This is a genomic window from Rhodohalobacter sp. (assembly GCF_034521535.1).
In the GTDB taxonomy this organism is placed as follows: domain Bacteria; phylum Bacteroidota; class Rhodothermia; order Balneolales; family Balneolaceae; genus Rhodohalobacter.
Genome location: NZ_JAXHMF010000008.1, coordinates 24953 through 50596, shown reverse-complemented (window position 1 = coordinate 50596; position 25644 = coordinate 24953). Strand labels below are relative to the sequence as shown.

Genomic DNA, 25644 nt, shown 5'->3' with positions numbered 1-25644 from the left:
GGTTATTTCTTTTAAATCTTTACACACCTTAAGCGCTTTCCAAATCAAGTTACTTAAACAAATTCGAGTTTGAATTTAGTATTGGTTAACAAATGGCACTTTCTATACAGAGTTCTCTAATTGTTTGACGAATACAAATTTGAAACTCTTATCATAAAGCAGTGAATAAAACATTTGGCAAACTTAAAATTACAGACCTTACGTTCACGCAAACCCCAAACTCGATCCGTGTTGAAGTAATGAAAATCACACTCTTAGGAATACTTATCATTTTTATGGCAACTGACTCATTTGCCCGTCAATCTTCGACCTATGAAGATTATCAAAGCAAAAAGAATATGGCGGCTTTTGGGCTTACGTATGATCATTATGGAGACGACCTGGAAGACTGGCAAAAATTGTATGTCGAATACAGAAGGATTACGTCAGCGGGCCCAATTATCGGGCGCCTGAATGTTGGACATCGTTTTGAAATAACAGACTATCAGGGAGAAGTTGATTACTGGCCTGAATTCAATAAAAACTGGTACGGTTACTTTAATGTAGGCCTGTCAGGTGGAGATCTGTTTCCTGAGTTTCGTACAGGAGCCGAACTGTACCGGGCTCTGCCTGAAGGATTTGAAGCCTCACTTGGTTTTCGATACTTAAAATTCAGCGAAGATGAGGTTATCATCTTTACAGGCTCATTAGGTAAATATATTGGAAACTGGCTTTTAATCGGGCGCCCGTACTTTACACCGCAAGATTCCGGAATCTCAACTTCATTTACCCTGTTGGCCCGACGATATTTAGGCAATCCTGATACATTTGCATCGTTAATTGCAGGGATTGGATTCTCACCGGATGAACGTCGATTTCTGGATGGCCAGGCAGATAACCGTTTTCAAAAATCCAGATATATAGGAATTCAAACAAACTACCTGGTTAAAAATCAATTTGAGCTGTTTGGAACCCTTAAATTAACCTGGCAGGAATTTCCGTTTACTCAGAACTTTACAAAAATTACAACCTTTGAAATGGGTGGGCGATACCGATTCTAATAAGCAGTATATCATGTCTTTAGATTACTTTAAGCAGATTCTTAATCCGTTTTTTGTCACTGCAATCATCTTGCTTTTTACGGCCCAAACTTCATTCAGTCAGGATTCTGCTCCGGATCAGCCTTTCCCTTTTTCTGTAGATGAAACACACATTACCGTCTGGAATGGCGAATATTATAGCCCTCTGTTTATTAAAGGCGTGAATCTTGGAGTTTCTGTTCCCGGTACATTTCCGGGTCAGCTTGCGGCTACAGGTGACGACTACGCACGCTGGTTTCAAATGATTAGAGACGCAGGATTTAACACTATCCGGCTTTACACGCTCCACTATCCAAGGTTTTATGAGGAGCTAAAACGATTCAACGAAGACAATCCCAATTCACCACTCTACATATTTCAGGGAGTTTGGCTGGAGGAAGAACTTACGGGCTATGATGAAAATTTGAATACGCTCACAGATGTTTTTGAGCAAGAGATGGAAGATAATGTGCGTGCCGTTCATGGTGATATCATGATACCCCCGCGATTTGGAAAAGCACACGGCATGTACATCGATGACATTTCACAATGGGTTATCGCTTACATCATTGGGCGCGAAATTCATCCGCCGGAAGTTATTGAAACAAATCAATCTAATCCCGGAACTCACACTTTTAACGGCAATTACCTGTCCATATCAGATGTAAAGGCATCAGAAATTTGGGTGGTTGAACGACTCGATCATCTCTTAACCTTCGAGATGCAGAACTACGGAACTCAGCGGCCCGTCTCCGTCTCCAGCTGGCCGACACTCGATCCTATTGATCATCCTAATGCAGATAATCCTTATGAGGAGAGCGCTTCTCTGGATTTAAAAAACATAGATTTTGATAATGCTGAAGCCGGATTTTTTGCCTCATACCATGCATATCCTTATTACCCAAACTACATTTCGCGTGATCCCCGTTATGTCGTATTTCAGGATCATATTGGTCAAAACAGCTATCTCGGCTATCTAACTTATTTAAAAGATCATTACGACCGCTTCCCTTTAATTATCGCTGAATTTGGCGGATCTTCAAGCTGGGGAGTGGCAAAATATGCCCATAGCGGTATTCACCACGGAGGCTACTCTGAACTGGAGCAGGGGAAAAACAACATCAGAATGCTGGAAAATATCCAACAGGCAAATGCCGGAGGTGGGATACAGTTTTCCTGGATTGATGAATGGTTTAAACAGACATGGATTACCAACCCCTTTGATTTTATTCCGGGAAGACGAATACTGTGGCATAACGTAACGGCTGCCGAACAAAACTTTGGACTGCTTGGATTTCGCAAACCCAGAGATTTAAGTCTGTGGGAAGAGTTTGGCGATGCTGAAAAAGTTAAGCGTGTACATGCCCAGGCAGACTACTCCTATTTTCAATTGCAGTTGGATATGGATCAGCACATTCAGGAAAGCGATACAGTTTGGATCTCATTGGATACATATGATGAGACATTAGGTGAGTCTATCCTGCCCAATGGAAAGACTGTTTCAAACAGGGCGGAATTTGCTTTGATGATAACAAACTACGAGGCAGAACTATATGTGACTGAAGCGTACGATCTGTTTGGTATTTGGTTCAACACATCAGGTCCTGAACAGGAGTATCGCTCTACAGTTAGTGATGGTGCACCCTGGAAACTGGTTCGGTGGAAAAATGATTTTGAAAACGAAGAGGTTCAGGATATTGGCCAGATGGGCGTTAACAGATTAAACACCCCGGCTTACAGTACAGACGCTGTTCGGCTTTTTGATGATCGAATCGAAATCCGTCTTCCGTGGTCGCTCATCAACTTCACCGACCCAAGCAGACTGGAAGTTATGCATGATGATCGATCCACGATTGAAACTGAAACCCGGTTTTCAGATGGGATCAACATTGGTATCTATTACGACAATTTTGAAGCTGAGACTTCAAATCGGTTTGTTTGGGATAGCTGGAATCTACCGGTTGATGCAGAAGAGTACGTGAAAGCCAGCTATACATATATGAAGGAGTATCTGCCCACCCTGCCCGGTAATCCAATTGCGGTAAGTGATCATTATGAACTCGGAACCGGAGATGTAAACCACATCAGTGGCGGTGATGGTCTTTTGGAAAATGATCTCTCACTTGACGGTATGCCAATGGAGGCTGTATTGGTGGAACCTCCCAAACGTGGACTTTTACAATTAGAATCTGACGGTAGTTTTTCATATTTATCAGAATCAGGATTTACCGGAAGCGATGAATTTGTTTATCGCGTGAAAGCCGGTTTTAACTGGTCTGATCCGGTTAGCACCTCCCTTCAAGTATCGGGGACACCGGTTGGCAGAGGTTTTGTTGAGCTATACCCAAACCCGGTTCGTTCGACGATGAATATTCGATCCGGTGCAATTATTGACAAAGTTGAAATACTTGATGTGCTGGGCAGGCGTGTAGAAATGTTTGAAGTAAACTCAACCGAATTTCAGGTTGAAACAGGCGGCTATGCTGCCGGAGTCTATTTTGCACGAATCTATTCGGGCGAGGAGTTTCATCTGAAAAAATTTGTAGTTGTTCAGTAAATTAAAATTTATTCAAATTAAAAATGGATCATTTTGGAAATCAAAAATGAAATCAATGTTACAGATGAGCAGCTTAATGAGCTGGAAATGCATTCTGTAATCAATATTTTATCGGTACTTAGCAGTCAGCTTCATCTCATTCAGTTTGAGACAGATCATTCTGACTTAATTACACCGTTAATCGATCAAACTCTTAAGCTGGCTGATGCCGCAAGAGAAAAAGATCAGAGTGTATTTAATGAAAAAAAGATAAATGCTTTTCAAGAAGAGCTCAATAGAGTACTTGAAAAACAAAATGAGTTACAACCTGAGTTAAATGACGGTGCTTCTGTTTCTGAATTTCAGTCTATTTTTAAAGATATATTTAAAGTTTTGGATGACAGAACTGAAGAGATCTTTCACAGATGGAATCATCCCGATCGATGGGAATCCTTTTCCATAAAGAATTTCAAAAAGGAGTTTCAAAATTTTTTCTATACCCTGGAGAAAAACAGTCGAGGCAGATACAGAATTATCTATAATATCGCGGAACAGGAAGAGAAAGATTATCTGGTTCAGTTTGAAGTAAACAGCGACTTTAACGATACCATTTATTTGCCGCTACTTCTCAAAGATGTAATTCGGGATCTTGTAGCAAATGCGCGAAAGTACACACCTCCGGGTGGAACCATCGAAATCGGAATTGCGCAAAAGGACGGTTTATTCAAGTTTGTTGTGAAAGACAGCGGTTATGGGATTCCGGAAGAAGAGATTTCAAAAATAATTGAGTACGGTTACCGGGCATCCAACATAAAAGATAAAGTTCGAACTATGGGGGGTGGTTTCGGGCTTACCAAAGCTTTCCACACTACTCAAAAGTTTGGAGGGCGTTTTTGGATTGAATCAAAAATTGATCTAGGCACAAAAATTAGTTTAGAGATCCCGATACCTGATCGAATACTCGAAAGCCATACCTATGCCTGAAGAGAGTGTTTACAGAAACTTTCTAATTGATAACTGCTCCTTCGATGCCGCGCACGATTTGGCTCACATACAGCGTGTTGTAAAAACTGCCCGCGAGTTATTAGCAGAAGAGGGTGGTGATGCGGAGGTTGTAGATGCAGCTGCCTGGCTGCATGACTGTGTCACACTGCCTAAAGATCATCCAGAGCGGTCCAAATCCTCCATTTTGGCCGGAGAGAAAGCCGCACAATTTTTAAATAGTATTGATTTCCCGGAGTCTAAAATTCCACATGTTGTACATGCAATTGAGGCTCACAGCTACTCAGGAGGAGTTGAATCGGAAACGATAGAAGCTAAAATCGTACAGGATGCCGATCGACTGGATGCATTGGGTGCAATTGGAATCGCGCGTTGTTTTGCTGTAGGTGGGAAGTTAGATCAACCGTTTTATCGTATGGAAGATCCCTTCTGTGAACATCGAGATCCGGATGATTCTCTCTATACAGTAGATCACTTTTATAAAAAGCTCTTCAAACTGCCCGAACTGTTAAACACAAAAAGTGCAAAAAAGCTGGCTGACGATCGGATTAGTTTTATGAAAATGTTTTTGAGTGAGTTAAGAAAAGAGATCTAAAAGATTGCGTTTCTAATCCTCATCCGATTCATCAAACAGAGAGTTACCATGACTGAGCAGTTTCTGTGTTGTTTCCACATATTTATCTCCCAACATCTCAGATAACGCTTCTTCTGCTTCTCTATATAATTCCTGAAGTGCTTTCACTTCACCTTCTCTATTTGAGTTCAACAGAATTTTAGTTCGTCCCTCAACTTTCTCTTTTACAACCCAATCTTCCTTCTGCAGCTTTTTTAAAAACCGTGTTATTGTAGATGGATCCAAATTCAGATGATCTGCGATCTCTTTCTGAAGACAGGATCCTTCATTTTTGATAAAAATCAAAACTTCAACATAGGATGTGGCTAGACCTGACTCCTTGAAATAGGAGTCAAAATGTTTGGAGACAGATCTGCTGAATGTATTGGCTTGGGAATGCATGGCGTTTTATTTGTATATGCAATAAGACTTATTTTAACTAAAAAGACTGATAAATCAAACTTAGGCAAAATCTCCGGCGTGCTATGCATAAATGGCTTTCTTCTTTTCACAATTTCTAACAACGAATCTAACTTTAAGAATTTCTATTTGTAAGCAGAAATTGCGAAATTGTGACAACCCATTTGCCTATGTACAGAGTTCAGCTAAAAAATTTCGAAGGCCCCCTGGATTTGCTGCTCTTCTTTATCAGAAGAGATGAGCTCAATATCTACGATATACCTATCTATCACATTACGCATGAGTTTCTCGACTACATCCGCTTGATGGAGGAACTCGACCTCGATGTAGCCAGCGAGTTCATCTATATGGCCAGCATGCTGATGTCTATCAAAGCTAAGATGATGCTGCCGCGCGATCCGGAAGACGATGAAGAACTCGATGAAGACGATCCTCGCTACGAACTGGTTCAAAAGCTGCTTGAGTATAAGCGCTACAAAGAGATGGCGGAAAAACTAACCATTATTGATGAGGAGACTCAAAAGAAATATTATCGCGGCTACCTGGAGGAAGATGAAGTTGAAAAACAGGCTACGGGTGAGGCTCTGAAAGATGTCACTCTTTTTGACCTCATGGCGGCGTTCAGAAAAGTTTTAGCCGATATCAAGAGGCAGAATGTCTACCACAAAGTAGAAAAGGTTAAAATGACGGTTGAGCAGCAGGCCGAATATGTTTTAACCCGGTTGCAGGAAAAAGGGAGAACATCATTTTACGATTTCTGCATGGAATTAAAAACTAAAACAGCTATTGTAGTAACGTTCCTTGCTGTACTTGAAATGCTAAAAGAGCAACAGATCAACCTGTTCATAGAAGAGGATGATCCCACCAACTTTCATATCGATCTCAAACCGGTTGATGAAATAATTGGAGATCCGAAAACAACATTTAAGTCTGAATTCTCATGAAAAAAATACTGCTACCACTTTTACTTTTTGCTACAGGCTGCGCCACTCAAAATTCACTTCAAGAAGTTACTTCCACTGAGAATCTGGTAGAGTTTCGAACTCAAATTACGCCTCAGTTTTTACAGCAACATTTAGAAGTTATTGCTCATGACTCCCTTGAAGGACGGGCCACCGGTTCAGATAAAATAGAAGTCGCTGCCAATTATATCGCAGACTTCTATTCTGATCTCGGATTCACGCCAATGGGCGATAGCGATACTTATTTCCAAAGCTATCGGTTAAATGCTGAATATACGGACAGTCTTGTATATGAAACTTTTCAGATAAACGGAGCAGATACTTTAAAGCATAGCCACAGTGTTGAATCATCTGAATCAACTGGAGATTTTATTCGAATGTTTGGAGGAAGTGTTCCTCAGGAGGGCGATGTTGTTTTTGCCGGATTTGGAGTTAACGACAACGAAAGGGGAGTTCAGCACTTAGCAGGTGAAGAGATTCAGGGTAACTGGGTCATGATTTTTGAAGAAATCCCGTATGTAGTTGAAGGGGATACACTGATTAATCCCGATATTACCAGCAACAGCCGGTTACGCAACATTCTTGTTGAGATGGACGCTGCCGGAATTCTCTTGATATCTGATTACTCTCAAAGTGAATTTCAAAAGGTTGCTGAAATGAGCTCAGAGTCAATGGGTGAGCCATCGAATATCAGCCTGGCCTATCTTGAGCAGAACGGACAGTCCGGTTTTCCAAAAGGATTTCTTCAAATCAGTCCTGAAATGGCTGTTACTTATCTGGGTCTTTCTTCCACCGATGAGTTGGATGAAAAAAAGCAAAACTTAGTACAAGAAATCACAGAGTTTACCCCATATAAAACTGATTTTTATCTGGAGTATACACCTTATGACGGTCCCGGTCACATGGATGCGGAGAATGTTATTGCCTATTTCGAAGGAGCTGATCCTGACCTGAAAGACGAGGCTGTTGTACTGATGGCTCACTACGATCACGTAGGCATAGGTGCACCTGATGAATCCGGAGACGGGCTCTATAACGGTGCTGATGACAACGGTAGCGGTACCACCGCGCTGATGGCCATCGCCAATGCACTGAATGAGGCCAAAAGCCAGGGATATCAACCCAAGCGAAGCATTCTTTTCCTTCATGTGAGCGGTGAGGAAAATGGATTACTGGGTTCAAGATATTACTCTGATCATCCCGTTATACCCATTGAAAATACCGTAACCAACTTTAACGCAGATATGATTGGGCGAAGCGATCCGGAAAACATCCAAAAAGGTGATACAGATTATGTGTATCTGATTGGCGGTGAAATCATCTCTTCCGAACTGGACAGCCTGGTTCAGTCCGCAAACAATCTTACAGTCAATATGCGGCTCGATCGCAAATACAACGACTTACAGGATTCAAATCAGTTTTATCGAAGAAGCGACCACTGGAATTTTGGCCGATTTGGAGTTCCATTTGTTTTCTTCTTTACAGGAGTTCACGAGGACTATCACCGCCCGTCTGATACGATTGATAAAATCAATTTTGAAAAACTATCGCGGGTCAGTCAATTGATCTACACTTCAACCATTAAGGTTGCCAATTATGATGGAAGGCCTGTCGTGGATAATCAGCAGTTTATAGAAATTACCCGTCTTCAATCCCGTTAGATCAATAATTGAAAAGAATATGGCCTTTTAGAAACTCCGGGTTTTTGAAGGGCCTTTTTTAACTGCCGTTCAATATAAATGCTGCCCAATGAATTGGGTGCGCAGTTTCAGGATTTTCAATCAGTTGCTGCTTGGCGTATTGTAAAGCTTTCCCATACGATAAATCCTCTTGGATTTTCTCATAAAAGCTGATCATTAATTTAGCCGTCGGCTGATCGCTTACCCTCCACATCGAAACGACCAGATTTGAAGCTCCGGCGTACTTAAAGGCTCTTGTAAATCCAATCATCCCTTCTCCCTTGTGAACGCTTCCCAAGCCAGTCTCACAAGCACCCAATACAACCAAATCTGCATTAAGCTGCAGATTATAGATATCGCTCACGTACAAAATACCGTTGTCATTTCCTTCTCCCTGCAGAACGATTCCTGAAAAGTCCGGATTGGTTTCGTTAACAAACGCGTGTGTTGCAAAATGGATGAATCCATAGCTGCTTAAGTTTTGTTTTTGAAACTGAGTTTTAGTGGCATCACTGTTCTGAAGAACCGTCACTTTTTCGGGATTTAAAAAATTCAGCAGCGACCTGTTGTTTTTGAAAATTTTTGAAATTTGATTTGTCTCATAAGCAGTTAGCGGAAGCGGGGTTAAACCATCTAAAAATCGTTTGGTGTTGGTCTCTGTCTCGTCAACCGTTACGTTCATTGAATCATTAAAAGGGGCAAATGCGAGAAGATTACTCGGACTTTCGGGTTTACGCTGCTGCATCTCCTTAAAAACAGTACCCGATGATGCGTATTGAATTTCAAACTGATTGACTAAATACGATAGCTTATGATAGGGCTTGTCAGCCGCCTCGCGGTCAATCAACATTTCAAATGGCAGATAGTGTAAAGATTGGTCAGGGAAAATGAGTAAAGACGAACCGTTGATATTCGGGCGGAGCGGGTCAACCAATGCTTCGTAAAGCTCGTAAGCGATCTGTTTGTAGGTGTTATCATCTCTGGTTATTACCGCTTCTTTTAGCTTAACCACTTCACTGTTCACATACTCAATGGCCGCTGTTTTTTCCACAGCGATTTTATCATTTTCAATTGCCAAACCATAAACGTGATCTCTTCCAAAAATGTAGTACAATGCCGTCTCATCGCGTTTTAATATTTGTTGGATTTCGTCGAGTGAGGCCGTCTCGCGGTTGTATTTCAGAGCAAAATATTCCGGATAATTCTCCTCGAGTGTTTCTGTAAACTCAACCAGTTTTCGTCGGGCATGAAAGAGAGTGTCCCGGTATGCTTGAATTTTACCGCTGTCCGCATCCAATCCCTTTTCCTGTTCTAAATGCAGATTTTGAAAATTATCCGTTACTGTTTTATTCAGTCTTCTCTCTTCAGCGATTACATTTTCAGGTACACCGCCAAAGCTTTTAGCTTTAACATCCTGCAACAGATCCAATGCGACTCTGGATCGGCCTTTCTCCGCAAATTCGATCATCTCTTCAAGCCATACAAGCTCGCCGGTTTGCTGAAAAAGTATGTAGTACACATCGATGGCCGCAGAGAAAATTGAATAGTGATTTTCAATCAAGCGTAATTTCGATGCTTCACTCTGATACTGTGTCTGCAAAAAATCTATAGCGGAAACAGCTACATCAAATAATCGAAGAGATTCATAGAGATTCTCTGTGTCTTCCGTCTCACTATATAATTCTATATTTAGTTCGCCAAGCTGTTTCGTAGTCTCTATCAATCGAACAGGATAATTCACGTTTTCCAAATCAACCTTGGTTAACATGGGTTTGTACGTTTCTCCTATCAAAATTGATATTGTCTTACGATAAAAATCACCGGCTTCAGTCAACCCTCCCTCTTTTTCATGGATTTCACCCAGCTGAGAATAGATGCCAAGAACATCAGGATGCGATTCACCCAATCTCTCCATCCCAATTTCCAATGCTTTATTCAATACCTCACGGGCATCTGAATATCTTTCAATTTGTATATACAAATTAGCAATATTTACATAGGGAAGAATTAGGTTTGGATGACTCTCACCGTAAATATTTTGACGGATTTTCAGGGACAGAAAATAGTTTTTCTCAGCTTTTTCATACTCCTCGTTATTCAGATAGCTTGACGCAAGGTTATGATATCCAACAGCAGTTTCTATATGTTCTTCACCATAAATATTCAGTTTTATTTTTTGAGCTCTCTCCAAGAACTGAAGCGCATTTTCATAGTCATCCATTTGAATATGAATCAGCCCAAGATTATTGTAAAGAATGGCTAGCCTGTTCGAATTTTCTCCCTCAGCTTTTCTGAATGTTGCCGCCGACTGTCTGAAATATTCACTGGCTGTGCCCAAATCCCCAATTGAATAATAGAAGGTTCCAATTCCGTTATAAATGATAGCTATTTCTGAATGTGATTCACCATAGGCTTTAATTGCAGAATCCAAGGCCATTTGATAGTGATGCATTGCATCATCATACATACCGAGTTTACGGTAAGTAATTCCGGTATTATTATGAGTAATCGAAAGTGCTCGGTGCAGTTCAAAACTCTCTTCCTCTTCTGAGAGTATCTCCAGTGCAGTCAGGTAATAGTTTATCGCATTCTGGTAATTCCCTCTCGAATCCTCTATATAACCTCTGCTGGTAAATGCCTGGGAAGCTGATATTCTAAATTCCCTATATTCAGTTGCCAACTCAGCAGCACGCCGGCTCCACTCAAGAGCCTTGTCAAGTTCAGACCGGTCTTCATATAGATAGGCGTATTGTACATACACGTCAACTAGTTTTCGATGGTTTGAACCCAATTCGTTAAGAACAATATCAGAAGCCTTATCAATGTATGACTCCGCTTCTTCAAACTTTCGATCTAACCTGTGGAAAGTTGAAAGGTAGAGCTGAGATTCAACGCATTCGTCAATAAGCGGCGGGTTATCACAAATTGCGCCCGTAAACTCATTAAAGAGTTGACGTGAAGGCTCCATCTCTCCAAACTGATATAACCTGACCGCTTCATCAAATTGGTCTTTTAGGGCATCTGCGGTTTGAGCTTTGACGAAATCAACATGAAAGAAAAGCAGAAGTAAGAAACAGAACATCAGGGTGAGATGTCTGCTTTTTGATGTTGAGCAAAAAATGGTGTTTTGAGCTTTTTTCATCGTACCCGATCATTATTGATCTGATATATTAATGAACCAAACTCAATTAGTAAAGGGGATTAGCTTAATCCAAATAGTGCATTAACAAAGGCTACACGGTCAAACACCTGTAAATCTTCAATTTGTTCACCAACCCCGATATATTTTACGGGTACGTTCAGCTCGTTTGATACGCCAATAACGATCCCGCCTTTGGCAGTACCGTCCAGCTTTGTAAGTATAAGCCCGGTAACATCTACAACCTCCGTGAAAGCTTTTGCCTGCTGCATTGCGTTTTGCCCGGTAGAGGCATCCAGAACCAACAAAATCTCATGGGGAGCACCGTCAACAACTTTACCCATCACCCGTTTGATTTTACCGAGCTCTTCCATTAGTGATTTTTTGTTATGCAGGCGGCCGGCGGTATCAACCAGCGCTATATCAGAGCCTTTTGCTTTTGCAGATGCAACTGTATCATATGCAACAGCGGCCGGATCCGCGTTTTGTCCCTGCTGAATGATGGGAACACCGGCTCTCTCGCTCCAAATTTTTAATTGATCCACGGCTGCAGCACGAAATGTATCCGCCGCTCCAAGAACCACGCTTTTTCCCGCAATTTTGTATAAGTGAGCCAGCTTTCCGATCGAGGTTGTTTTTCCTACGCCATTCACTCCAACAACCAAAACGATGTGAGGTTTATGTGGAAAATCTGCGTCAAATTCTGCAGGCTGATCCGGGTTGTTATCCTTGAGCAGAGCTACAATTTCGTCACGCATCAATTCCTGGAGTTCATTTTGCGTGATGAATTTGTCTTTGGCAACACGCGCCTCAATCCGGTCGATGATCTCAACAGTGGTTTTAACACCCACATCGGATGTGATTAAAGCGTCTTCAAGCTCATCGAGTGTAGCCGCATCAACCTCGTCTTTCCCGGCAATACTTTTTCCAATTTTTGAAAGCAGTCCGTCACGACTTTTTTCAACGCCTTTATCAAGCTTCTCTTTCTTTTTTAGTCCAATTTTATCTAACCAGCTCATAGTCGTTCACTAAATATCTTTAAAACTTTGTTTGTAAATCAGTTAAAATCCGCTCCGTTCATAATCTTGTGATATCTCTGTTTATACTCTACAAAAGAGACAATCATCATAACTGCTGATGCAACCATAAAAAAGATTTGAACGTTTTTAAACTCAGGAAAAAAGAAAATACTTATCCAGTAGATGGCCATCAGATTAACAGTAATCTTCCCGGACATTATGGACATCGCAACCTTTCCGCGCTCTTTTTTGATATGTGCCGAGCCCGCCATAATTAATGAATCGCGCGTAACTCCCAGAGCAAAATACCAGAGAGGAATCCATCCGAGCCATACGGTGTAGATGAACAGAAAAAACGCCATCAATTTATCAGCAATTGGATCCAGCGATTTTCCAAGTTCGGATATTTCATTTCGCCAGCGTGCAACAAACCCGTCCAGGTAATCGGAAATTCCCCCATACAGGATTAAAACCCATATCGCTGCGGTGACTTGATGATTGTTCTGCATGTGGAGATAGATAATTGGAAAAACCACCAATACCCGAGACAAAGAGATAAGGTTAGACCACGTGTAAATGTCGTCTCTAACCAATACCTTTTTACCATCCACGTTCACGGCTTCTCTCATACCATCTTTTTGGAGTTAGCATAATTATGGTAGAAAATACGTTTTTTAACACAGTAATAAATATTGAAATGAAAAAGAAAGATTTAACTTCCATGAAAGAGGACAAAATTGAACTGCAAGAGACCACAATTTCATCAAAACATGTTTTTGACGGAACCCTTTTACAAGTCTATGTAGATGACGTAAAACTGCCTGACGGGTCTCATTCGACCAGAGACTGGATTAAACATCCCGGTGCAAGTGCGGTTGTTCCGGTTTTTCGGGACGGATCCATCATGCTTCTAAAACAATTTCGATACCCTCCACGCAAGCTGTTTCTTGAAGTACCGGCAGGTAAAATTGATGCGGGTGAAACGCCGAAAACCACCGCACTGCGCGAGCTGGAAGAGGAGAGTGGGTTATCATGCAAGAACCTGGAACAGGTGGGTTCACTTTTTCCGGCTATCGGATACGCCGATGAGGAGATCTTCGTGTATGTAGGGTGGGACCTTGATGAATCAAATAAACAGACCGATGATGATGAGTTTCTGATCAATCATAAACTGCACTTTTCCGATGCTCTAAAAATGATTGAGTCGGGCGAAATCAAAGATGGGAAAACAATCTGTGCCTTAACGCAAACCTATTTTTGGTGGAAAAAGCACAAACCGTTTCCTATTGATTTTTAGACGATTCCCTCCTCAGAGGCCAGCTGATAAATCGATTCGTGGAGATTGTCCCGGTCTGCATCGCCGCGCCGTATAATCTCTTCAATCTCTTGGCCATCGAGCATCAAAAGACAGCCTTTTTCGCGAAACTGCAGATCAATATTTCGCGGATCGGAGAGTCGCATTTTTTCTATATCCATTCCGTTTGGACTCACTCGCAGATCTACCAGGCAGTAAAATGTATCTTCCGGTGAATCCCCGAATTCAAATACCTGAAGTGTAGTTTGTTCTTTTTTCATGAATTGTTTGAATGTCGTTCAATAAAATCTCTTCCTTTCACAATTTCGATAATCTCGCCGGTCGATTCATCCCGAATCTCAACCTGAAACAGACTTATGATTGCCTGACTGTTCAGGCATTCCAGTGTTTCGGAAACTGTTGCGCACTCTTCTGTTTCACTAACCAAATCGTTCACACCCTGAACCACATAAGTATATGACCGTTTTTTCTTTTTTTCCGGTTTTGAATCGTCCTCCTCAGAACCCACATCAAAATAACTTTTTATCGCCTCTTCAGTTACATACCACTGCACTCCAAGTTTACGGCCTTTCAGTCTACCTTCGCGAAGGTACGCTCGAATCGTCATTTTGCTAACACCGAGCATCTCATGCAGATCATCCACAGAATAGAGCGTCAGTGAGCCAATTTTCTTAGGCATTTCAATAAATTTTATTCTACTTAATCATTGTTTAGAATATACAAAATCATATATAGACTATCATTACTTATATATTACCCAACCAACATGAAAATGATTTGGTTCTGAGGGGTCATGCCCTGTATATTATCAGGAGTTACTTGAAACAAAAGCCCATCTCATCAGGTAACCCCCACAAAAAACCATCTTCGCGGGATAACTATATAAAAAATCCGTAACAGTTTCTCTCCGCCACGGACTTTTCAAATGTGTTTTATACTATGATCCTGGCAACTCAACCCACTTGAGCAGCAGGTACGGAATCGCCGGATCCGCTGAGCGCTTCTCTTTTCTCAGCGATGTAAACTTTTATATCGTTAGCTGTAATATAGACTACAGGAATCAGAACCAATGTAATTAAGGTGGAAGCTGTTAATCCCCCGATTACAACTCTTGCCAGTGCAGCCTGAATTTCACCGCCGGCACCCAGTCCGAATGAAAGCGGAAGCAGTCCCAGTACTGTTGTCAGCGTGGTCATTAAAATTGGCCGTAATCTCAGTTTGCCCGATTCCACCACAGCTTCAAAAACATTCATTTTCCGGTCGCGCCTCATCAGGTTGATATAATCCACCAATACGATGGCATTGTTCACCACAATACCGATCAGCATAATGACCCCCATAATACTCTGCATGTTTAGCGTAGTACCGGTCAGGAGCAGAGTGGGGACAACGCCAACAACGGCAACAGGTACAGAAAACATCACAATTAAAGGATCAAGAAAACGCTCGAACTGAGCCGCCATCACCATATATATCAACACCAATGCCATCAGGATTGAAATTATAAAATCGGTTTGAGCCTTTTGCTGCTCTTCATATTCACCGCCATAGACAATAGAAAATCCCATGGGCAGCTGAAGATCTGACAGTGAAGCCTGAATTTTTTCAACAGCATTGCCTAACGGTATTCCGGCCTCCAGGTTTGCAGTGATATACGTCACTCGCTGGCCATTAATCCTGTTTATCGACTCCGGACCTTCCCCGGCTTCCTGGTCAATTACCGTTGAGACCGGTATTATTTCACCCGATGCGGTTCGAACCGAAATGTTACTCAAATCCAGGGTGCTCATCCGGTCAGATTCCTGAAGACGTACTGTGATATCAAATTCATCACCGCCTTCCCGGTAAACCCCGGCTCTTACACCGCCCACATTGGCCTGAATTGCCTGGGCAACTTCACGTCCGGTAAGCCCCAGAGCTGAAATGCGTTCCCGGTCAAAAACAATGTTCTGCTCCGGTCGCCGGTCCTCTCGATCCGATCGCACATCACGCACTTCCGGTATCTCTTCCATTCTGTATCGGATCTGCTCTGCCAATTCATTTGCGATTTCCACATCGTGCCCGCGCAATTGTAGCTGAATAGCTTCGTCACCGCCCGATCCGAATATTCTTCTCAAAATCCATAGCCCTGTCTGAGCCTGCACCCTGAAACTTCCGCCCGGTATACTTCCCTCAATTTGATCCCGGATATCGTCAGCCATATCGTAGGAACTTATCGTTCGTTCAGATGCATCCAAAAGTTTCAGCTCAACTTCTGCACGACCATTTCGAACTTCGGTTGATACATATTCAACCTGATCCATCGGGGCTATCTCCTTCACTTTTTCCACAAGCTCGTCGAGGTAATCATCAGCCACCGCGATATTCATCCCGTCAGCCATGTAAAAATCAATGCTGATCTCATCGGCTTCCGTTTCCGGAGCAAGTTCTGTATCCACAAACTTCAAGGCATAGAAAGAACCGCCAACCAACAGCGCTGAAATTGTAAAAACAAGATATCGCCTCTGAATGGCAGTTTTAAGAAACTCAGAATATCGGTCCTCAAATCTTTCAAACTTTTTCTGAAACCAGCCTTTATCTTTATCAGTCAGTTCAGAATCGGGCTTAATCGTCATAAACTTACTTGCCAGCATGGGAACAAGCGTTAGGGCGACAAGCAGTGAACAGGCCAGCGCAAAAACCACAACGATAGCCAGCTCCTGAAACAGTGTCCCGGTAATGGTCTGCATAAATACCACCGGCAGAAAAATGACGGATGTTGTAATGGTTGAAGCGATAATTGCTCCGCCCACCTCGCGAGTCCCTACCAGGGAACTCTCGGCAAGGGATTTACCCCTGCCCCTCAGCCGAACAATGTTCTCGAGAACCACAATGGCATTATCGACAATCAGGCCGACACCCAGCGCGAGCCCTCCAAAACTCATTTGGTTTAAAGTTAACCCGCCAAAGTAAAGCAGCCCAAACGTGGCCACAATAGAAACCGGTATGGCCGTGGCAATAATGAAAGTTGTTGAACCATTTCGCAAAAAGAGGTACAGGACAACGATTGCAAGCAGTGCGCCCCAGATTGCCGATTCCTGAACATTATCGATCGAGTCCTGGATAAAATCACTCTGATCAATCACAACCAACAGGTTAATATCATCGCGCTCAGAGTTAATTCTATCAACTTCTCGTTGTATACCCTCAGATACAGCAACAGTGTTTGCGCCGGTCTGCTTTCGGATTCCCATCCGGATCATCGGTTCATCATTAATCCGAACCACACGTCCAACATCTTCATAGGCATCTTCAACGGTAGCAATGTCCCGAACGCGAATCGGCCGTCCTTCAACACGCGTGATGATCGTCTCAGAAATTTGATTGATATCGGTAAATTCGCCCAGTGTTCTCACATAGAGCTGGGTGAGCCCGTCTTTAACATTCCCACCCGGAAGCGTATTATTTTCTGCAACAATGGCATTTTGAACATCAATTGCAGTAAGACCGCTGGCCGCCAGTCTATCCCGTTTCAGATCAACCCGAATTTCACGGTCAATTCCTCCCCATACATCAATAGCTCCAACGCCGGGAATCTGCTCCAGGCGACTTGCAATTTCCTCTTCCAGAATCAGTGTCAGTTCATCAAGTGACCGGGTGGTTTGAGCCCCCAGTATTACAATAGGAGAGTCGTTGGGATCAAACTTTCGAACCCTGGGGTTATCTGCCTCATCAGGCAGTGACCGTCGCACCCGGTCGAGCGCTGCCCGCACATCGTTTGCGGCTTCGTCTAGATTTGTATTTTGTGCAAAATTCAGTGTCACAGAGCTGGATCCCTCTTGAGATTGGGACGTCATCTCTTCTACATTCGCCACTCCGGAAAGGGCATTTTCGAGCTGGTCGGTGATGATCGTTTCTATCTCTTCGGGACCAACATTCGGATATTCTACCTGAACCGACAACCTTGGATATTCAATCGGTGGCAGTAAATCGACAGGCAGGTAGCGAAAGCCTACCACACCCAACACAAGCACGATCAGATAGACCATGGTTGTGGCAATCGGCCGTTTAATTGATGTATCTGTAATACCCATATTCTACCTGAATTTTAAATTAGTTAGCTGTAGACTGATCAGCCATGCCTTGATTCAATATCTCCTGAAGCAGATCCTGCGGCTGTTTTCTCTGCATACTCAGAATTTTATCCCAACTTGTACCTCGTATCCGGGCCTCATCACCCTGAGCACGCACAAGCAGATTTTGGCCGACCGTTACCACCCAATCGCCACTCTGAATTCCGGCAACACCGGCAGCTTCTCGTCCCCTGGCTATTACATCAATTGATTTGAACTCAACTTGAGTCGGGTTACTTAGTTGCCCTACACTGCCGCTGCTTTCAATCTCCTTTAGAATTTCAGTTTCAATTCCAAAACCGGGAGCTACATAAACACCCGTTTCTCCGGTTTGAGGGTGCCGGTAAATTGCGCTCAGCGGAATAAGTGTAGCCTGCTCGCTCTCTCCATAGAGCACATCAACCGTTACAAACATACCCGGCAATAGTAATCCGCTTTCATTATTCACATCAATTTCAGCCTCCGTACTAAAACTGCCTTCGCCCAGAAAAGGAGATATCCTGGAAATTTCTCCACGGAGAGTCGTATCAGGAAAGTTTTCCGAGTAAATACGAACCGACTGCCCTGTTTCTATATACTGAAGCATTCGCTCAGTAATATTTATGTTTATTTTTGATCGAGATAAATCGCCAATAATAAATAATCTGCTGTTTGGCGACGCCTGCATACCGATTTCAGCTGCACGATTTCCCACCGTGCCGGTAATGGGTGCGCGAATTATAGTTTGATCGAGAGCTGCTTCCTGTTCATCAACAGTAGACTGAGCCTGCTCAACCTGCGCTTCAGCCAATTGAAGACTTGCTTCTGCAGATTCCACTTCCGCCTCAAGCTGTTCCATCTCCAATTCTGTTACCAAACCCCTTTCAGCTAAGATTTGCTGTCTTCGCAGTTCCGACTCAATTTCACTCAATGCCGCCTGAGCCTGTCGCCGCTGAGCTACAGCTATTCTAAAGTTGGCCTCAGTCTGGCGAAGCTGTTCACGATATTCGGTATCTCTCAGCTTAACCAATTGATCCCCTTGCTGCACCTGATCGCCCGACTCAACATAAACTTCCTGAACGGGAGCGGTTATTCGGGGAAAAATTTCAACCTGATTGCCCGCCCGCACAGTTCCGCTTAATCTCTCTTCCAGCGGCAGAGACCCAAATTGAGCCTGCACGGCTTCAACGGCAGGTACTGTGCGATTTTGAGCCGTAAATTCCTGCCCTTCTTCACCACCGCAGTTTGTTAAGATAAGCCCCGCCAGTAGTGCTAATATTAAATACTTTGTTTGTTTCATCAGAAAATTTGTTCAGTGAGTTTATTTCAATATTAAATTAACGATATTTACACGCTTTCATTCCCGGCGGATTGTTAAAGGTTATAAAATCGATTACGGGATTGTTAAAATTTGAACCTCTTTTCAGGCCTCATTGTTCAGCTGACTCAACTTTATAATTAATTGATTAAATGGATTCCATTACACAGGCAACTCTTGGTGCTGCCGTAGGAGAAGCATTTTTAGGAAAAAAGGTAGGATACCGCGCAGCCGCATGGGGTGTTTTACTGGGTACGCTTCCCGACCTGGATATTATTATCAACCCCTTTGTAGATAACGTGATTGAACTTCGCACTCATCGCGGATTTACTCACTCATTTCTGTTCTGTTTTTTAGCAGCCCCGATTTTTGGCTGGATTATCGACAACGTTCACAAATCGCTGGAAGTAGGATGGGTGAGATGGAGCATAATGTCATTTTTTATCTTCTTAACCCACATCTTCATCGACCTTCCCACCACATACGGTACACAAATACTGCGTCCGTTTTCTGATACACCCCATACCCTCGATTCAATCTTCATTATCGATCCGCTCTACACAGTACCACTATTCTTAGGACTGATTATCGCACTCACCCTCAAACGAAGTTCCCGAGCCAGGATGTTTGCAAACCGAAGCGGATTGTTCATTAGCACGCTTTATCTGATTCTGGGATTTGGTATAAAAAGTCATGTGCATTCAGTTTTTGCCGAATCATTCCAGAATCAATATGGGATGTATGAACAGATAAAAACGACGCCCAATGGCCCTTCTATATTTCTTTGGACAGGTTATGTTGAAAAAAATGACACTATTTATAATTCAGTCTACTCTGTTTTTGATGAAGAGAAACTATTGGAGTTTACAGCAATCCCTAAAAACAGCCACCTGATTGAGCCGTACCTAAATGACCGGGCAATCGAAACACTGCTATGGTTTTCGAGAGGATATTACAGAGCTGAAATGGAGGGGGATCAACTGGTTTTTTACGATTTACGATTTGGGAGGGGAGATTTCTGGCTTACCGATGATGCGGCCTACGTCTGGAAAAACTATGTTCGATTTGATGAAAACGAATACGCTTACACATTTGAGCAAGCTATTCCCAATTTCAGTACACGAACATCAAATCTGAGTCGTTATTGGAACCGATTATGGGGTGGCCCTCACTAATTCTTTGTATATTTACAGTCAACTAATTCCAAAACAACTCATCAACTGATTATGAACCGAAAGGTTATCATCGGAGCCTTAATTACCGTTTTTATCGGAATTTTTGCCTACTACTCCATTCAGGAAATTCAGCCTCAGGATATTAAGAATGCACCTGATTGGATGACCCTGACGGAAGCACTTGCTGAAGCTCCTCAGGATGACCGGTTAATCCTGGTTGATATCTACGAAGTAGGCTGCCAGTTCTGCCGTAAAATGAGCCGGGAAGTCTATCCATCCAACACCATACGGGCCGTTCTTGACCGGAGCTACCATCCCGTAAAAGTAAACGGTAACTCTGCCAGCAATACCATTGTCTATAAAGGAGAAGAGATGACCGAAAAGGATTTTGCCGGACTGATGGGAGTCACAGCCTTTCCATTTACGGTGATTATGGATTCTGAGGGCAATGTAATCGATCGTCGCCGTGGCTACCTTGATATCCGCGGCCTTGCTCAAATGTTAAGAAGTGCCGAATCTGAAATGGGACTGCAGGCCACGAATCTGAATTGATCTCATTTGGTGTTGATCCCAATCCCAGAACACCATAAACAACGGATCGCCTATTCCGTTGTAGATTAAACAAAAAGCCCAAAGAAATGCCGGTACAGTTTGAAACCGGTTATCAAAAAATAGAGTGAAAAATAATATTTGCAGCATCAACGCCTCTACTCAGATTTGAGATATAAATTTGCACTCTCTTCGGCGTAATAGTATCCCATTCTTACAATCCAAGCTGACGCTTTGGGCTACTATCTGTTCGCTCTTGTAGAGCTAGAAAATATTGATTCAGTTTTTGGCTACAGAAACACGAATGTTATTGGATTCAAGCAAAAGAGTGATTGACTACAATAATGGCTTACCCTCGCGGTCACTCAACATCCATGGCTCACAGAGGAGAAGAAAATGTGATTTATAGAGAAACCTTGCTTAACACACCCCTCAATCCCCTCTCAAGAGGGGAGGTGTTCTTTTACAGCACTATAAGATATACGATTTGTTATAGTCGGTTAAGCTCTGAAAGAGCGGCCGATCCTAGCCCCGGGTGAAGCGAAGCGAAACCCGGGGTATCAGACAGCGCAAATATCACCGCCGAACAGAGGGCGTTGTTTAAAATAAAGGGCAGATATGAGGCGGTTTAACTCAGGATTGGTTTAGAATTTCAATCCGGTTTAAGAGGACAAATCTGGTGAAGAAAAATAACCCTTACTCACTTTTTAAATTATTCAATCCATAGCACGGAGTGAAACCTATTTTAAGAATAGAGCGATGACGCATACCAAAATACCAACAGTGGCGTCGCCTCTACGTTGAATGGTGTGCTAAACCCTGCGCGCGCTTCAGTGGAACATGGTACCTATTTCACTGTCATCAGCCAAGCTCCGCAGGACGGTTCATGTCAGTATTGGGAGTAGAGAGTCACCCGGGTTGCCGTTGACTCTGATCTTCGTTTGCGCTCAAATACCCGCGCTCATCCCGATGCATTTAATCGGGATGCCTACTCTCGATCGTTCAGCTGACGCTGAACTATACTCATACGCTTTTATCAGAAACAGAAATGCCTACCACATTACATCAGAACAATTCATGCCTTGACGAGGGAAGGTATAATAAAAAAGTCCCGCGAATAGCGGGACGCTCGATAGTAGCCCCACCGGCCACGGTAGGGTAATTCAATCGGAAGATTTAATCAAGCCCCCGATCTCGGGGGCGACTTATTGATTAGACGATTACTCGTTCTCCCAGATCATTACGGTTCTGTCGCCATTGGAGTTGAGAGAAGCTCTGAACATTCCTGTGGTGTTCATCTTCATGGAGATATTACCCTGATTATCAACGGCGATAAATCCGGCATCACCGGGATCAAGACGCTCATTCAGAACAAAATCCATTGCTTCATCAAGAGACACGCCCTTAAACTCCATATAGTTTGCAATGGTGTTTGCTGAAACATTTCTCATGATCTGCTCGCCCCAGCCGGTTGCAGAAATAGCCGCAATATGATTGGCAAATGTACCTGAACCGATAATGGGCACATCACCCACCCGGCCAAACTGCTTGTTGGTCATCCCGCCTGTTGAGGTTGCAGCCGCAAGATTTCCATCCGCATCGTAGGCAACAGCTCCAACGGTTCCAAACTTGGTATCTTTAATCCAGTCGTGAATGGATTCTTCAGGAGTGATGGCACGAGCCTCTTCCTGCGCGCGTTCCCACTGCTGGTAGCGTCGCTCTGTATGGAAATGATCGTTATCAACCCGTTCTACATCGGTTTGATCAGCATAGGTTTCAGCTCCTTCGCCGGAGAATAAAATATGCGGTGAATCGGTCATTACTTTTCGAGCCAGGCTGATAGGATTTTTAACGGTAGTCAGGCCTGTCAATGCTCCGGCGCCAAGAGTACTTCCGTCCATAATTGCGGCATCCAGTTCGTGGCGGCCTTCTTTAGTGAAAACGGCACCGCGTCCGGCATTAAACAGAGGATTGTCTTCCAAATTACGGACCACGTATTCTACAGCATCCAGTGCTGAACCGCCATCGCGAAGGATAACCTCACCTGCTCGCAGTGCCTGTTCCAGTCCATCGTAATACTGCTGTTTTATGGAATCAGGCAGGTCTTGGGAAATGGTTCCGGCGCCGCCATGCAGTGCCAATGCCCATTGAACAGATTCAGTTTCCGGCTGATCTGTACAGCTTGCAAATAAAAAAAGGGAGATTATCAGAGAAGAGATTAAAGTAAAACGATTGTTCATATCAAATTTGTTAGAAAGATTGAAAGTTGGTTCAAAATAGATGAAGCGACTGTAAAATAAAAAACCCGGTATTATAAGTACCGGGTTTTAAGGTAAAATTATTACAAGAAAGCCATGAAAATCTGGATTGTCACTCTGAGCAAAAATGTAAGTTTTTATACCAAATTTTCGAGATCAGATTGAAAAACTTTCATCGCTTTTTAGAGCTTCTACTGATCTTTCTTAGCTCGAAATGACTCTAGAAAGTCCAGGGGTAGTGGTAAAAATGTAAATGTGGAGTTCTCGTCACTGAGTTCAACCATGGTTTGCAGATATCTGAGCTGAAGTGCTGTCGGTGTTTTTTCAATCATTTCACCGGCTTCTACCAGCTTGGCAGCCGCTTCAAATTCACCTTGAGCATTAATAATTTTCGCACGTCTGTCACGCTCACTTTCAGCCTGACGAGCCATTGCTCGCTTCATGGTTTCAGGAAGAATGACATCCCGAACTTCCACAGATACTACCTTAATTCCCCATGGGTCGGTTTGTTTATCAATGATTTCCTGTATTTGCTTATTAATTTTATCACGTTCGGCCAGCAGTTCATCCAATTCGAATTGACCAAGCACACTTCGCAGAGTAGTCTGTGCAATCATTGATGTGGCGGCGATATAGCGCTCAACCTGAATAACGGCACGTTCTGCATCAACAACCCGGAAGAATGTGATAGCATCGACATTTACGGTTACGTTGTCTTTGGTAATAACCTCTTGTTTGTCCACATTAATTGTAAGAACACGCAGGTCAACACGCTCAACTTTATCGATGAAAGGAATCAGGACAATAAGGCCCGGTCCTTTTGTGGCTTGAAATTTACCAAGACGAAATACGACTCCCCGTTCGTACTCTCTCATAATTTTGAACATTTGCGGCAGAAAAACGGAGAGAAATATTACGATTGTAATAATCCACACTAACATGTTTGTAATTGATCCTGGATCATCCATTTGAAGACTCCTTGGTTTGTGGTTGGTTTAATGGTTTAACGATTACTTTTAACCCTTCGAATTTAACAATTTCGCAAATATCACCTTCATTCAGTGGCTTTTCACTCTCAGCATTCCAATACTCACCGTCGAAGAAAACGCGTCCCGGCTGATCTGGCAGAATAGGATCTGTTACTTCAGCAGTTTTTCCTATTGTAGATTCAAGCCCGGATATTGGCGGCTTAAAGAGAGATTTTATCCCATATGTTACAATCCAGCCAAAAAATGCGGCTGTAACAATGGTTGCGGGTATCAGCCAGTACAATGAGATCTGCATCTCTTCCGGCAGATCCTGAAATAACATTAATGCTCCTAAAAAGAACGCCACAGCACCTCCTGTAATTAATAGTCCAAATGCGGGTGTAAAAGCTTCTGCTACAAACAATATGATGGCCAGACCAATGAGCAGAAACCCTGCAAGGTTAATTGGCATTGCTGCCACACCGTATAATAATAAAATCAAAGCGATAACTCCTGCAACTCCGGGAATAATTCCACCAGGATTGGTTACTTCTCCGATGATTCCGTAAATCGCAACCAGCGTAAGAATGAGCATTACTTCCGGACGCAGCAGAAAGCTGAAGAAAATTTCACCTAATGATTGTGGTATTTCGTTTTTCTCTGCTCCATTCGTATTTAAAATTTTTCCTTCAACTTCTAAACCGTCAATTTTGGAAAGCAAGTCATCAACATCATCTGCAATGTAGTCAATTACATTGATATCAAGTGCTTCATTAGCTGTAATGGATGCTCCATCGCGAACAGCTGATTTCGCCCACTCCGTATTTCTTCCTCTTTGCTCCGCAATGGATTCAATATAGCTTTCGGAGTAGTTAAATATTTTTTTCTGTGCAACGGTATCCATCTCTCCTCCCCCCATCGATATGGGTGATGCAGCCCCAATATTTGTAGCAGGGGCCATTGCGGCAATGTGTGCAGCTAGCGTGATGAACGTTCCGGCGCTTCCCGCATTTGCTCCCTGTGGCGATACAAATACTGCAATCGGATGAGTGCTGCCAAGCATTTCCTGGACAATATCCTGGGTAGAATTGAGCAATCCTCCGGGTGTGTCGAGTTGTATAATCAGTAACTCATCCCCCGCCTCACGTGATTTTTTGAGGCTACGTGTAATGTACTGCGTAGTGGTTGGCCCGATTGTACCGGTTACATTGATCAAGCTGACCGACGATGATCCGTTGGCCTGCTGTTGCGTTACAACAGTATCGGTAACGGCCGTTTCGGTATCCTGCATAACAAATGCAGTTCCAACTATAAACAGGAGAGCTGATATCAAAAAATGTTTATTCATTATACAGACAAAGTTTAAATAGAATCAAAAGGTTCCGCTTTTCTGTAAAAAGTGGCCCGAATAATAAATTGATGATTTATGACACTGAATATTAACATTTTTCAGGCACAATCCTTAGTTGATACCGGAGAGGTTTTTTTGACAAAAAAAAGAGGTGCCTGAAAAGCACCTCTTTTAAAAAATTCACAAATCAG

At 42.9% G+C, this 25644-nt stretch carries 20 protein-coding genes; 9 read left to right on the top strand and 11 right to left on the bottom strand.

Annotated elements, in window-relative coordinates:
• Nucleotides 1-161: 161 nt before the first annotated feature.
• The 4 genes from U5K35_RS17490 to U5K35_RS17475 are packed head-to-tail and all read left to right on the top strand — an operon-like array spanning nt 162 to nt 5191.
• Nucleotides 162-1040 carry a YaiO family outer membrane beta-barrel protein gene (locus U5K35_RS17490; RefSeq protein WP_322572812.1) on the top strand — a complete coding sequence of 293 codons (879 nt, stop codon included), beginning with the start codon at nt 162-164 and terminating at the stop codon, nt 1038-1040.
• A gap of 13 nt (nt 1041-1053) precedes the next feature.
• Nucleotides 1054-3615, top strand: a complete 2562-nt coding sequence (locus U5K35_RS17485; RefSeq protein WP_322572811.1) for a T9SS type A sorting domain-containing protein — start codon at nt 1054-1056, stop codon at nt 3613-3615.
• A gap of 33 nt (nt 3616-3648) precedes the next feature.
• A complete protein-coding gene (locus tag U5K35_RS17480) occupies nt 3649-4578 on the top strand; it encodes an ATP-binding protein (protein ID WP_322572810.1) in 930 nt (309 codons plus the stop codon).
• A complete protein-coding gene (locus tag U5K35_RS17475) occupies nt 4571-5191 on the top strand; it encodes an HD domain-containing protein (protein ID WP_322572809.1) in 621 nt (206 codons plus the stop codon). The genes U5K35_RS17480 and U5K35_RS17475 overlap by 8 nt, the downstream gene beginning before the upstream one ends.
• 12 nt (nt 5192-5203) lie before the next feature.
• On the opposite strand, the gene U5K35_RS17470 is transcribed toward U5K35_RS17475, so the two are convergent.
• Nucleotides 5204-5611 (bottom strand): MarR family winged helix-turn-helix transcriptional regulator, encoded by a 408-nt coding sequence (locus U5K35_RS17470; protein WP_322572808.1) that lies wholly within the window; start codon nt 5609-5611, stop codon nt 5204-5206.
• A gap of 188 nt (nt 5612-5799) precedes the next feature.
• Here U5K35_RS17470 and U5K35_RS17465 point away from each other — a divergent pair, with 188 nt between their 5' ends.
• Together U5K35_RS17465 and U5K35_RS17460 are read left to right on the top strand one after the other, a co-directional pair.
• Nucleotides 5800-6573 (top strand): segregation and condensation protein A, encoded by a 774-nt coding sequence (locus U5K35_RS17465; RefSeq protein ID WP_322572807.1) that lies wholly within the window; start codon nt 5800-5802, stop codon nt 6571-6573.
• Nucleotides 6570-8252 (top strand): M28 family peptidase, encoded by a 1683-nt coding sequence (locus U5K35_RS17460; protein WP_322572806.1) that lies wholly within the window; start codon nt 6570-6572, stop codon nt 8250-8252. Before U5K35_RS17465 ends, U5K35_RS17460 begins: the two co-directional genes overlap by 4 nt.
• A gap of 58 nt (nt 8253-8310) precedes the next feature.
• On the opposite strand, the gene U5K35_RS17455 is transcribed toward U5K35_RS17460, so the two are convergent.
• Genes U5K35_RS17455 through U5K35_RS17445 form a run of 3 tightly spaced genes read right to left on the bottom strand, consistent with a single transcriptional unit; the run spans nt 8311 to nt 13057 of the window.
• The gene (locus U5K35_RS17455) at nt 8311-11412 is read right to left on the bottom strand and encodes a CHAT domain-containing tetratricopeptide repeat protein (RefSeq protein WP_322572805.1); all 3102 of its coding nucleotides are present in this window, start codon (nt 11410-11412) and stop codon (nt 8311-8313) included.
• Between the two features lie 59 nt (nt 11413-11471).
• Nucleotides 11472-12428, bottom strand: a complete 957-nt coding sequence (gene ftsY / locus U5K35_RS17450) for a signal recognition particle-docking protein FtsY (protein WP_322572804.1) — start codon at nt 12426-12428, stop codon at nt 11472-11474.
• Between the two features lie 38 nt (nt 12429-12466).
• Nucleotides 12467-13057 (bottom strand): CDP-alcohol phosphatidyltransferase family protein, encoded by a 591-nt coding sequence (locus U5K35_RS17445; protein WP_322572803.1) that lies wholly within the window; start codon nt 13055-13057, stop codon nt 12467-12469.
• 68 nt (nt 13058-13125) lie between these two features.
• Between U5K35_RS17445 and U5K35_RS17440 the strand changes: the two genes are divergently transcribed.
• On the top strand, nt 13126-13725 hold the full coding sequence (locus tag U5K35_RS17440) for an NUDIX hydrolase (protein ID WP_322572802.1): 600 nt from the start codon (nt 13126-13128) through the stop codon (nt 13723-13725).
• Here U5K35_RS17440 and U5K35_RS17435 read toward each other — a convergent pair.
• The 4 genes from U5K35_RS17435 to U5K35_RS17420 form a co-directional block, all read right to left on the bottom strand.
• Nucleotides 13722-14003, bottom strand: coding sequence for a hypothetical protein (locus tag U5K35_RS17435; protein ID WP_322572801.1), 282 nt, complete (start codon nt 14001-14003; stop codon nt 13722-13724). The genes U5K35_RS17440 and U5K35_RS17435 overlap by 4 nt on opposite strands.
• Nucleotides 14000-14422, bottom strand: coding sequence for a helix-turn-helix domain-containing protein (locus U5K35_RS17430; protein ID WP_322572800.1), 423 nt, complete (start codon nt 14420-14422; stop codon nt 14000-14002). Before U5K35_RS17430 ends, U5K35_RS17435 begins: the two co-directional genes overlap by 4 nt.
• A gap of 274 nt (nt 14423-14696) precedes the next feature.
• Nucleotides 14697-17816, bottom strand: a complete 3120-nt coding sequence (locus U5K35_RS17425; RefSeq protein ID WP_322572799.1) for an efflux RND transporter permease subunit — start codon at nt 17814-17816, stop codon at nt 14697-14699.
• A 19-nt stretch (nt 17817-17835) separates the two neighbouring features.
• Nucleotides 17836-19134: an efflux RND transporter periplasmic adaptor subunit gene (locus U5K35_RS17420; RefSeq protein ID WP_322572798.1), complete on the bottom strand. Its 1299-nt coding sequence runs from the start codon at nt 19132-19134 to the stop codon at nt 17836-17838.
• A gap of 170 nt (nt 19135-19304) precedes the next feature.
• Between U5K35_RS17420 and U5K35_RS17415 the strand changes: the two genes are divergently transcribed.
• Both U5K35_RS17415 and U5K35_RS17410 read left to right on the top strand, forming a co-directional pair.
• The gene (locus tag U5K35_RS17415) at nt 19305-20327 is read left to right on the top strand and encodes a metal-dependent hydrolase (RefSeq protein ID WP_322572797.1); all 1023 of its coding nucleotides are present in this window, start codon (nt 19305-19307) and stop codon (nt 20325-20327) included.
• 51 nt (nt 20328-20378) lie between these two features.
• Nucleotides 20379-20879, top strand: coding sequence for a thioredoxin family protein (locus tag U5K35_RS17410; protein ID WP_322572796.1), 501 nt, complete (start codon nt 20379-20381; stop codon nt 20877-20879).
• 1217 nt (nt 20880-22096) lie between these two features.
• Here the strand turns inward: U5K35_RS17410 and U5K35_RS17405 are convergent.
• The 3 genes from U5K35_RS17405 to U5K35_RS17395 form a co-directional block, all read right to left on the bottom strand.
• Entirely contained in the window at nt 22097-23116 is a 1020-nt protein-coding gene (locus U5K35_RS17405; protein ID WP_322572795.1) for an isoaspartyl peptidase/L-asparaginase, read from the bottom strand.
• Nucleotides 23117-23325: 209 nt separating this feature from the next.
• Entirely contained in the window at nt 23326-24102 is a 777-nt protein-coding gene (locus U5K35_RS17400) for a slipin family protein (protein ID WP_322572794.1), read from the bottom strand.
• Nucleotides 24095-25450 (bottom strand): nodulation protein NfeD, encoded by a 1356-nt coding sequence (locus U5K35_RS17395; RefSeq protein ID WP_322572793.1) that lies wholly within the window; start codon nt 25448-25450, stop codon nt 24095-24097. The genes U5K35_RS17400 and U5K35_RS17395 overlap by 8 nt, the downstream gene beginning before the upstream one ends.
• Nucleotides 25451-25644: the final 194 nt, after the last annotated feature.

What these genes read in the sequence shown, in the direction of transcription:
- U5K35_RS17465 (WP_322572807.1), top strand. Translation starts at nt 5,800, where the DNA reads ATGTACAGAGTTCAGCTAAAAAATTTCGAAGGCCCCCTGGATTTGCTG.
- U5K35_RS17445 (WP_322572803.1), bottom strand. Translation starts at nt 13,057, where the DNA reads ATGAGAGAAGCCGTGAACGTGGATGGTAAAAAGGTATTGGTTAGAGAC.
- U5K35_RS17425 (WP_322572799.1), bottom strand. Translation starts at nt 17,816, where the DNA reads ATGGGTATTACAGATACATCAATTAAACGGCCGATTGCCACAACCATG.
- U5K35_RS17400 (WP_322572794.1), bottom strand. Translation starts at nt 24,102, where the DNA reads ATGGATGATCCAGGATCAATTACAAACATGTTAGTGTGGATTATTACA.
- ftsY (WP_322572804.1), bottom strand. Translation starts at nt 12,428, where the DNA reads ATGAGCTGGTTAGATAAAATTGGACTAAAAAAGAAAGAGAAGCTTGAT.
- U5K35_RS17460 (WP_322572806.1), top strand. Translation starts at nt 6,570, where the DNA reads ATGAAAAAAATACTGCTACCACTTTTACTTTTTGCTACAGGCTGCGCC.
- U5K35_RS17475 (WP_322572809.1), top strand. Translation starts at nt 4,571, where the DNA reads ATGCCTGAAGAGAGTGTTTACAGAAACTTTCTAATTGATAACTGCTCC.
- U5K35_RS17410 (WP_322572796.1), top strand. Translation starts at nt 20,379, where the DNA reads ATGAACCGAAAGGTTATCATCGGAGCCTTAATTACCGTTTTTATCGGA.
- U5K35_RS17395 (WP_322572793.1), bottom strand. Translation starts at nt 25,450, where the DNA reads ATGAATAAACATTTTTTGATATCAGCTCTCCTGTTTATAGTTGGAACT.
- U5K35_RS17470 (WP_322572808.1), bottom strand. Translation starts at nt 5,611, where the DNA reads ATGCATTCCCAAGCCAATACATTCAGCAGATCTGTCTCCAAACATTTT.
- U5K35_RS17440 (WP_322572802.1), top strand. Translation starts at nt 13,126, where the DNA reads ATGAAAAAGAAAGATTTAACTTCCATGAAAGAGGACAAAATTGAACTG.
- U5K35_RS17415 (WP_322572797.1), top strand. Translation starts at nt 19,305, where the DNA reads ATGGATTCCATTACACAGGCAACTCTTGGTGCTGCCGTAGGAGAAGCA.
- U5K35_RS17485 (WP_322572811.1), top strand. Translation starts at nt 1,054, where the DNA reads ATGTCTTTAGATTACTTTAAGCAGATTCTTAATCCGTTTTTTGTCACT.
- U5K35_RS17405 (WP_322572795.1), bottom strand. Translation starts at nt 23,116, where the DNA reads ATGAACAATCGTTTTACTTTAATCTCTTCTCTGATAATCTCCCTTTTT.
- U5K35_RS17455 (WP_322572805.1), bottom strand. Translation starts at nt 11,412, where the DNA reads ATGAAAAAAGCTCAAAACACCATTTTTTGCTCAACATCAAAAAGCAGA.
- U5K35_RS17420 (WP_322572798.1), bottom strand. Translation starts at nt 19,134, where the DNA reads ATGAAACAAACAAAGTATTTAATATTAGCACTACTGGCGGGGCTTATC.
- U5K35_RS17435 (WP_322572801.1), bottom strand. Translation starts at nt 14,003, where the DNA reads ATGAAAAAAGAACAAACTACACTTCAGGTATTTGAATTCGGGGATTCA.
- U5K35_RS17430 (WP_322572800.1), bottom strand. Translation starts at nt 14,422, where the DNA reads ATGCCTAAGAAAATTGGCTCACTGACGCTCTATTCTGTGGATGATCTG.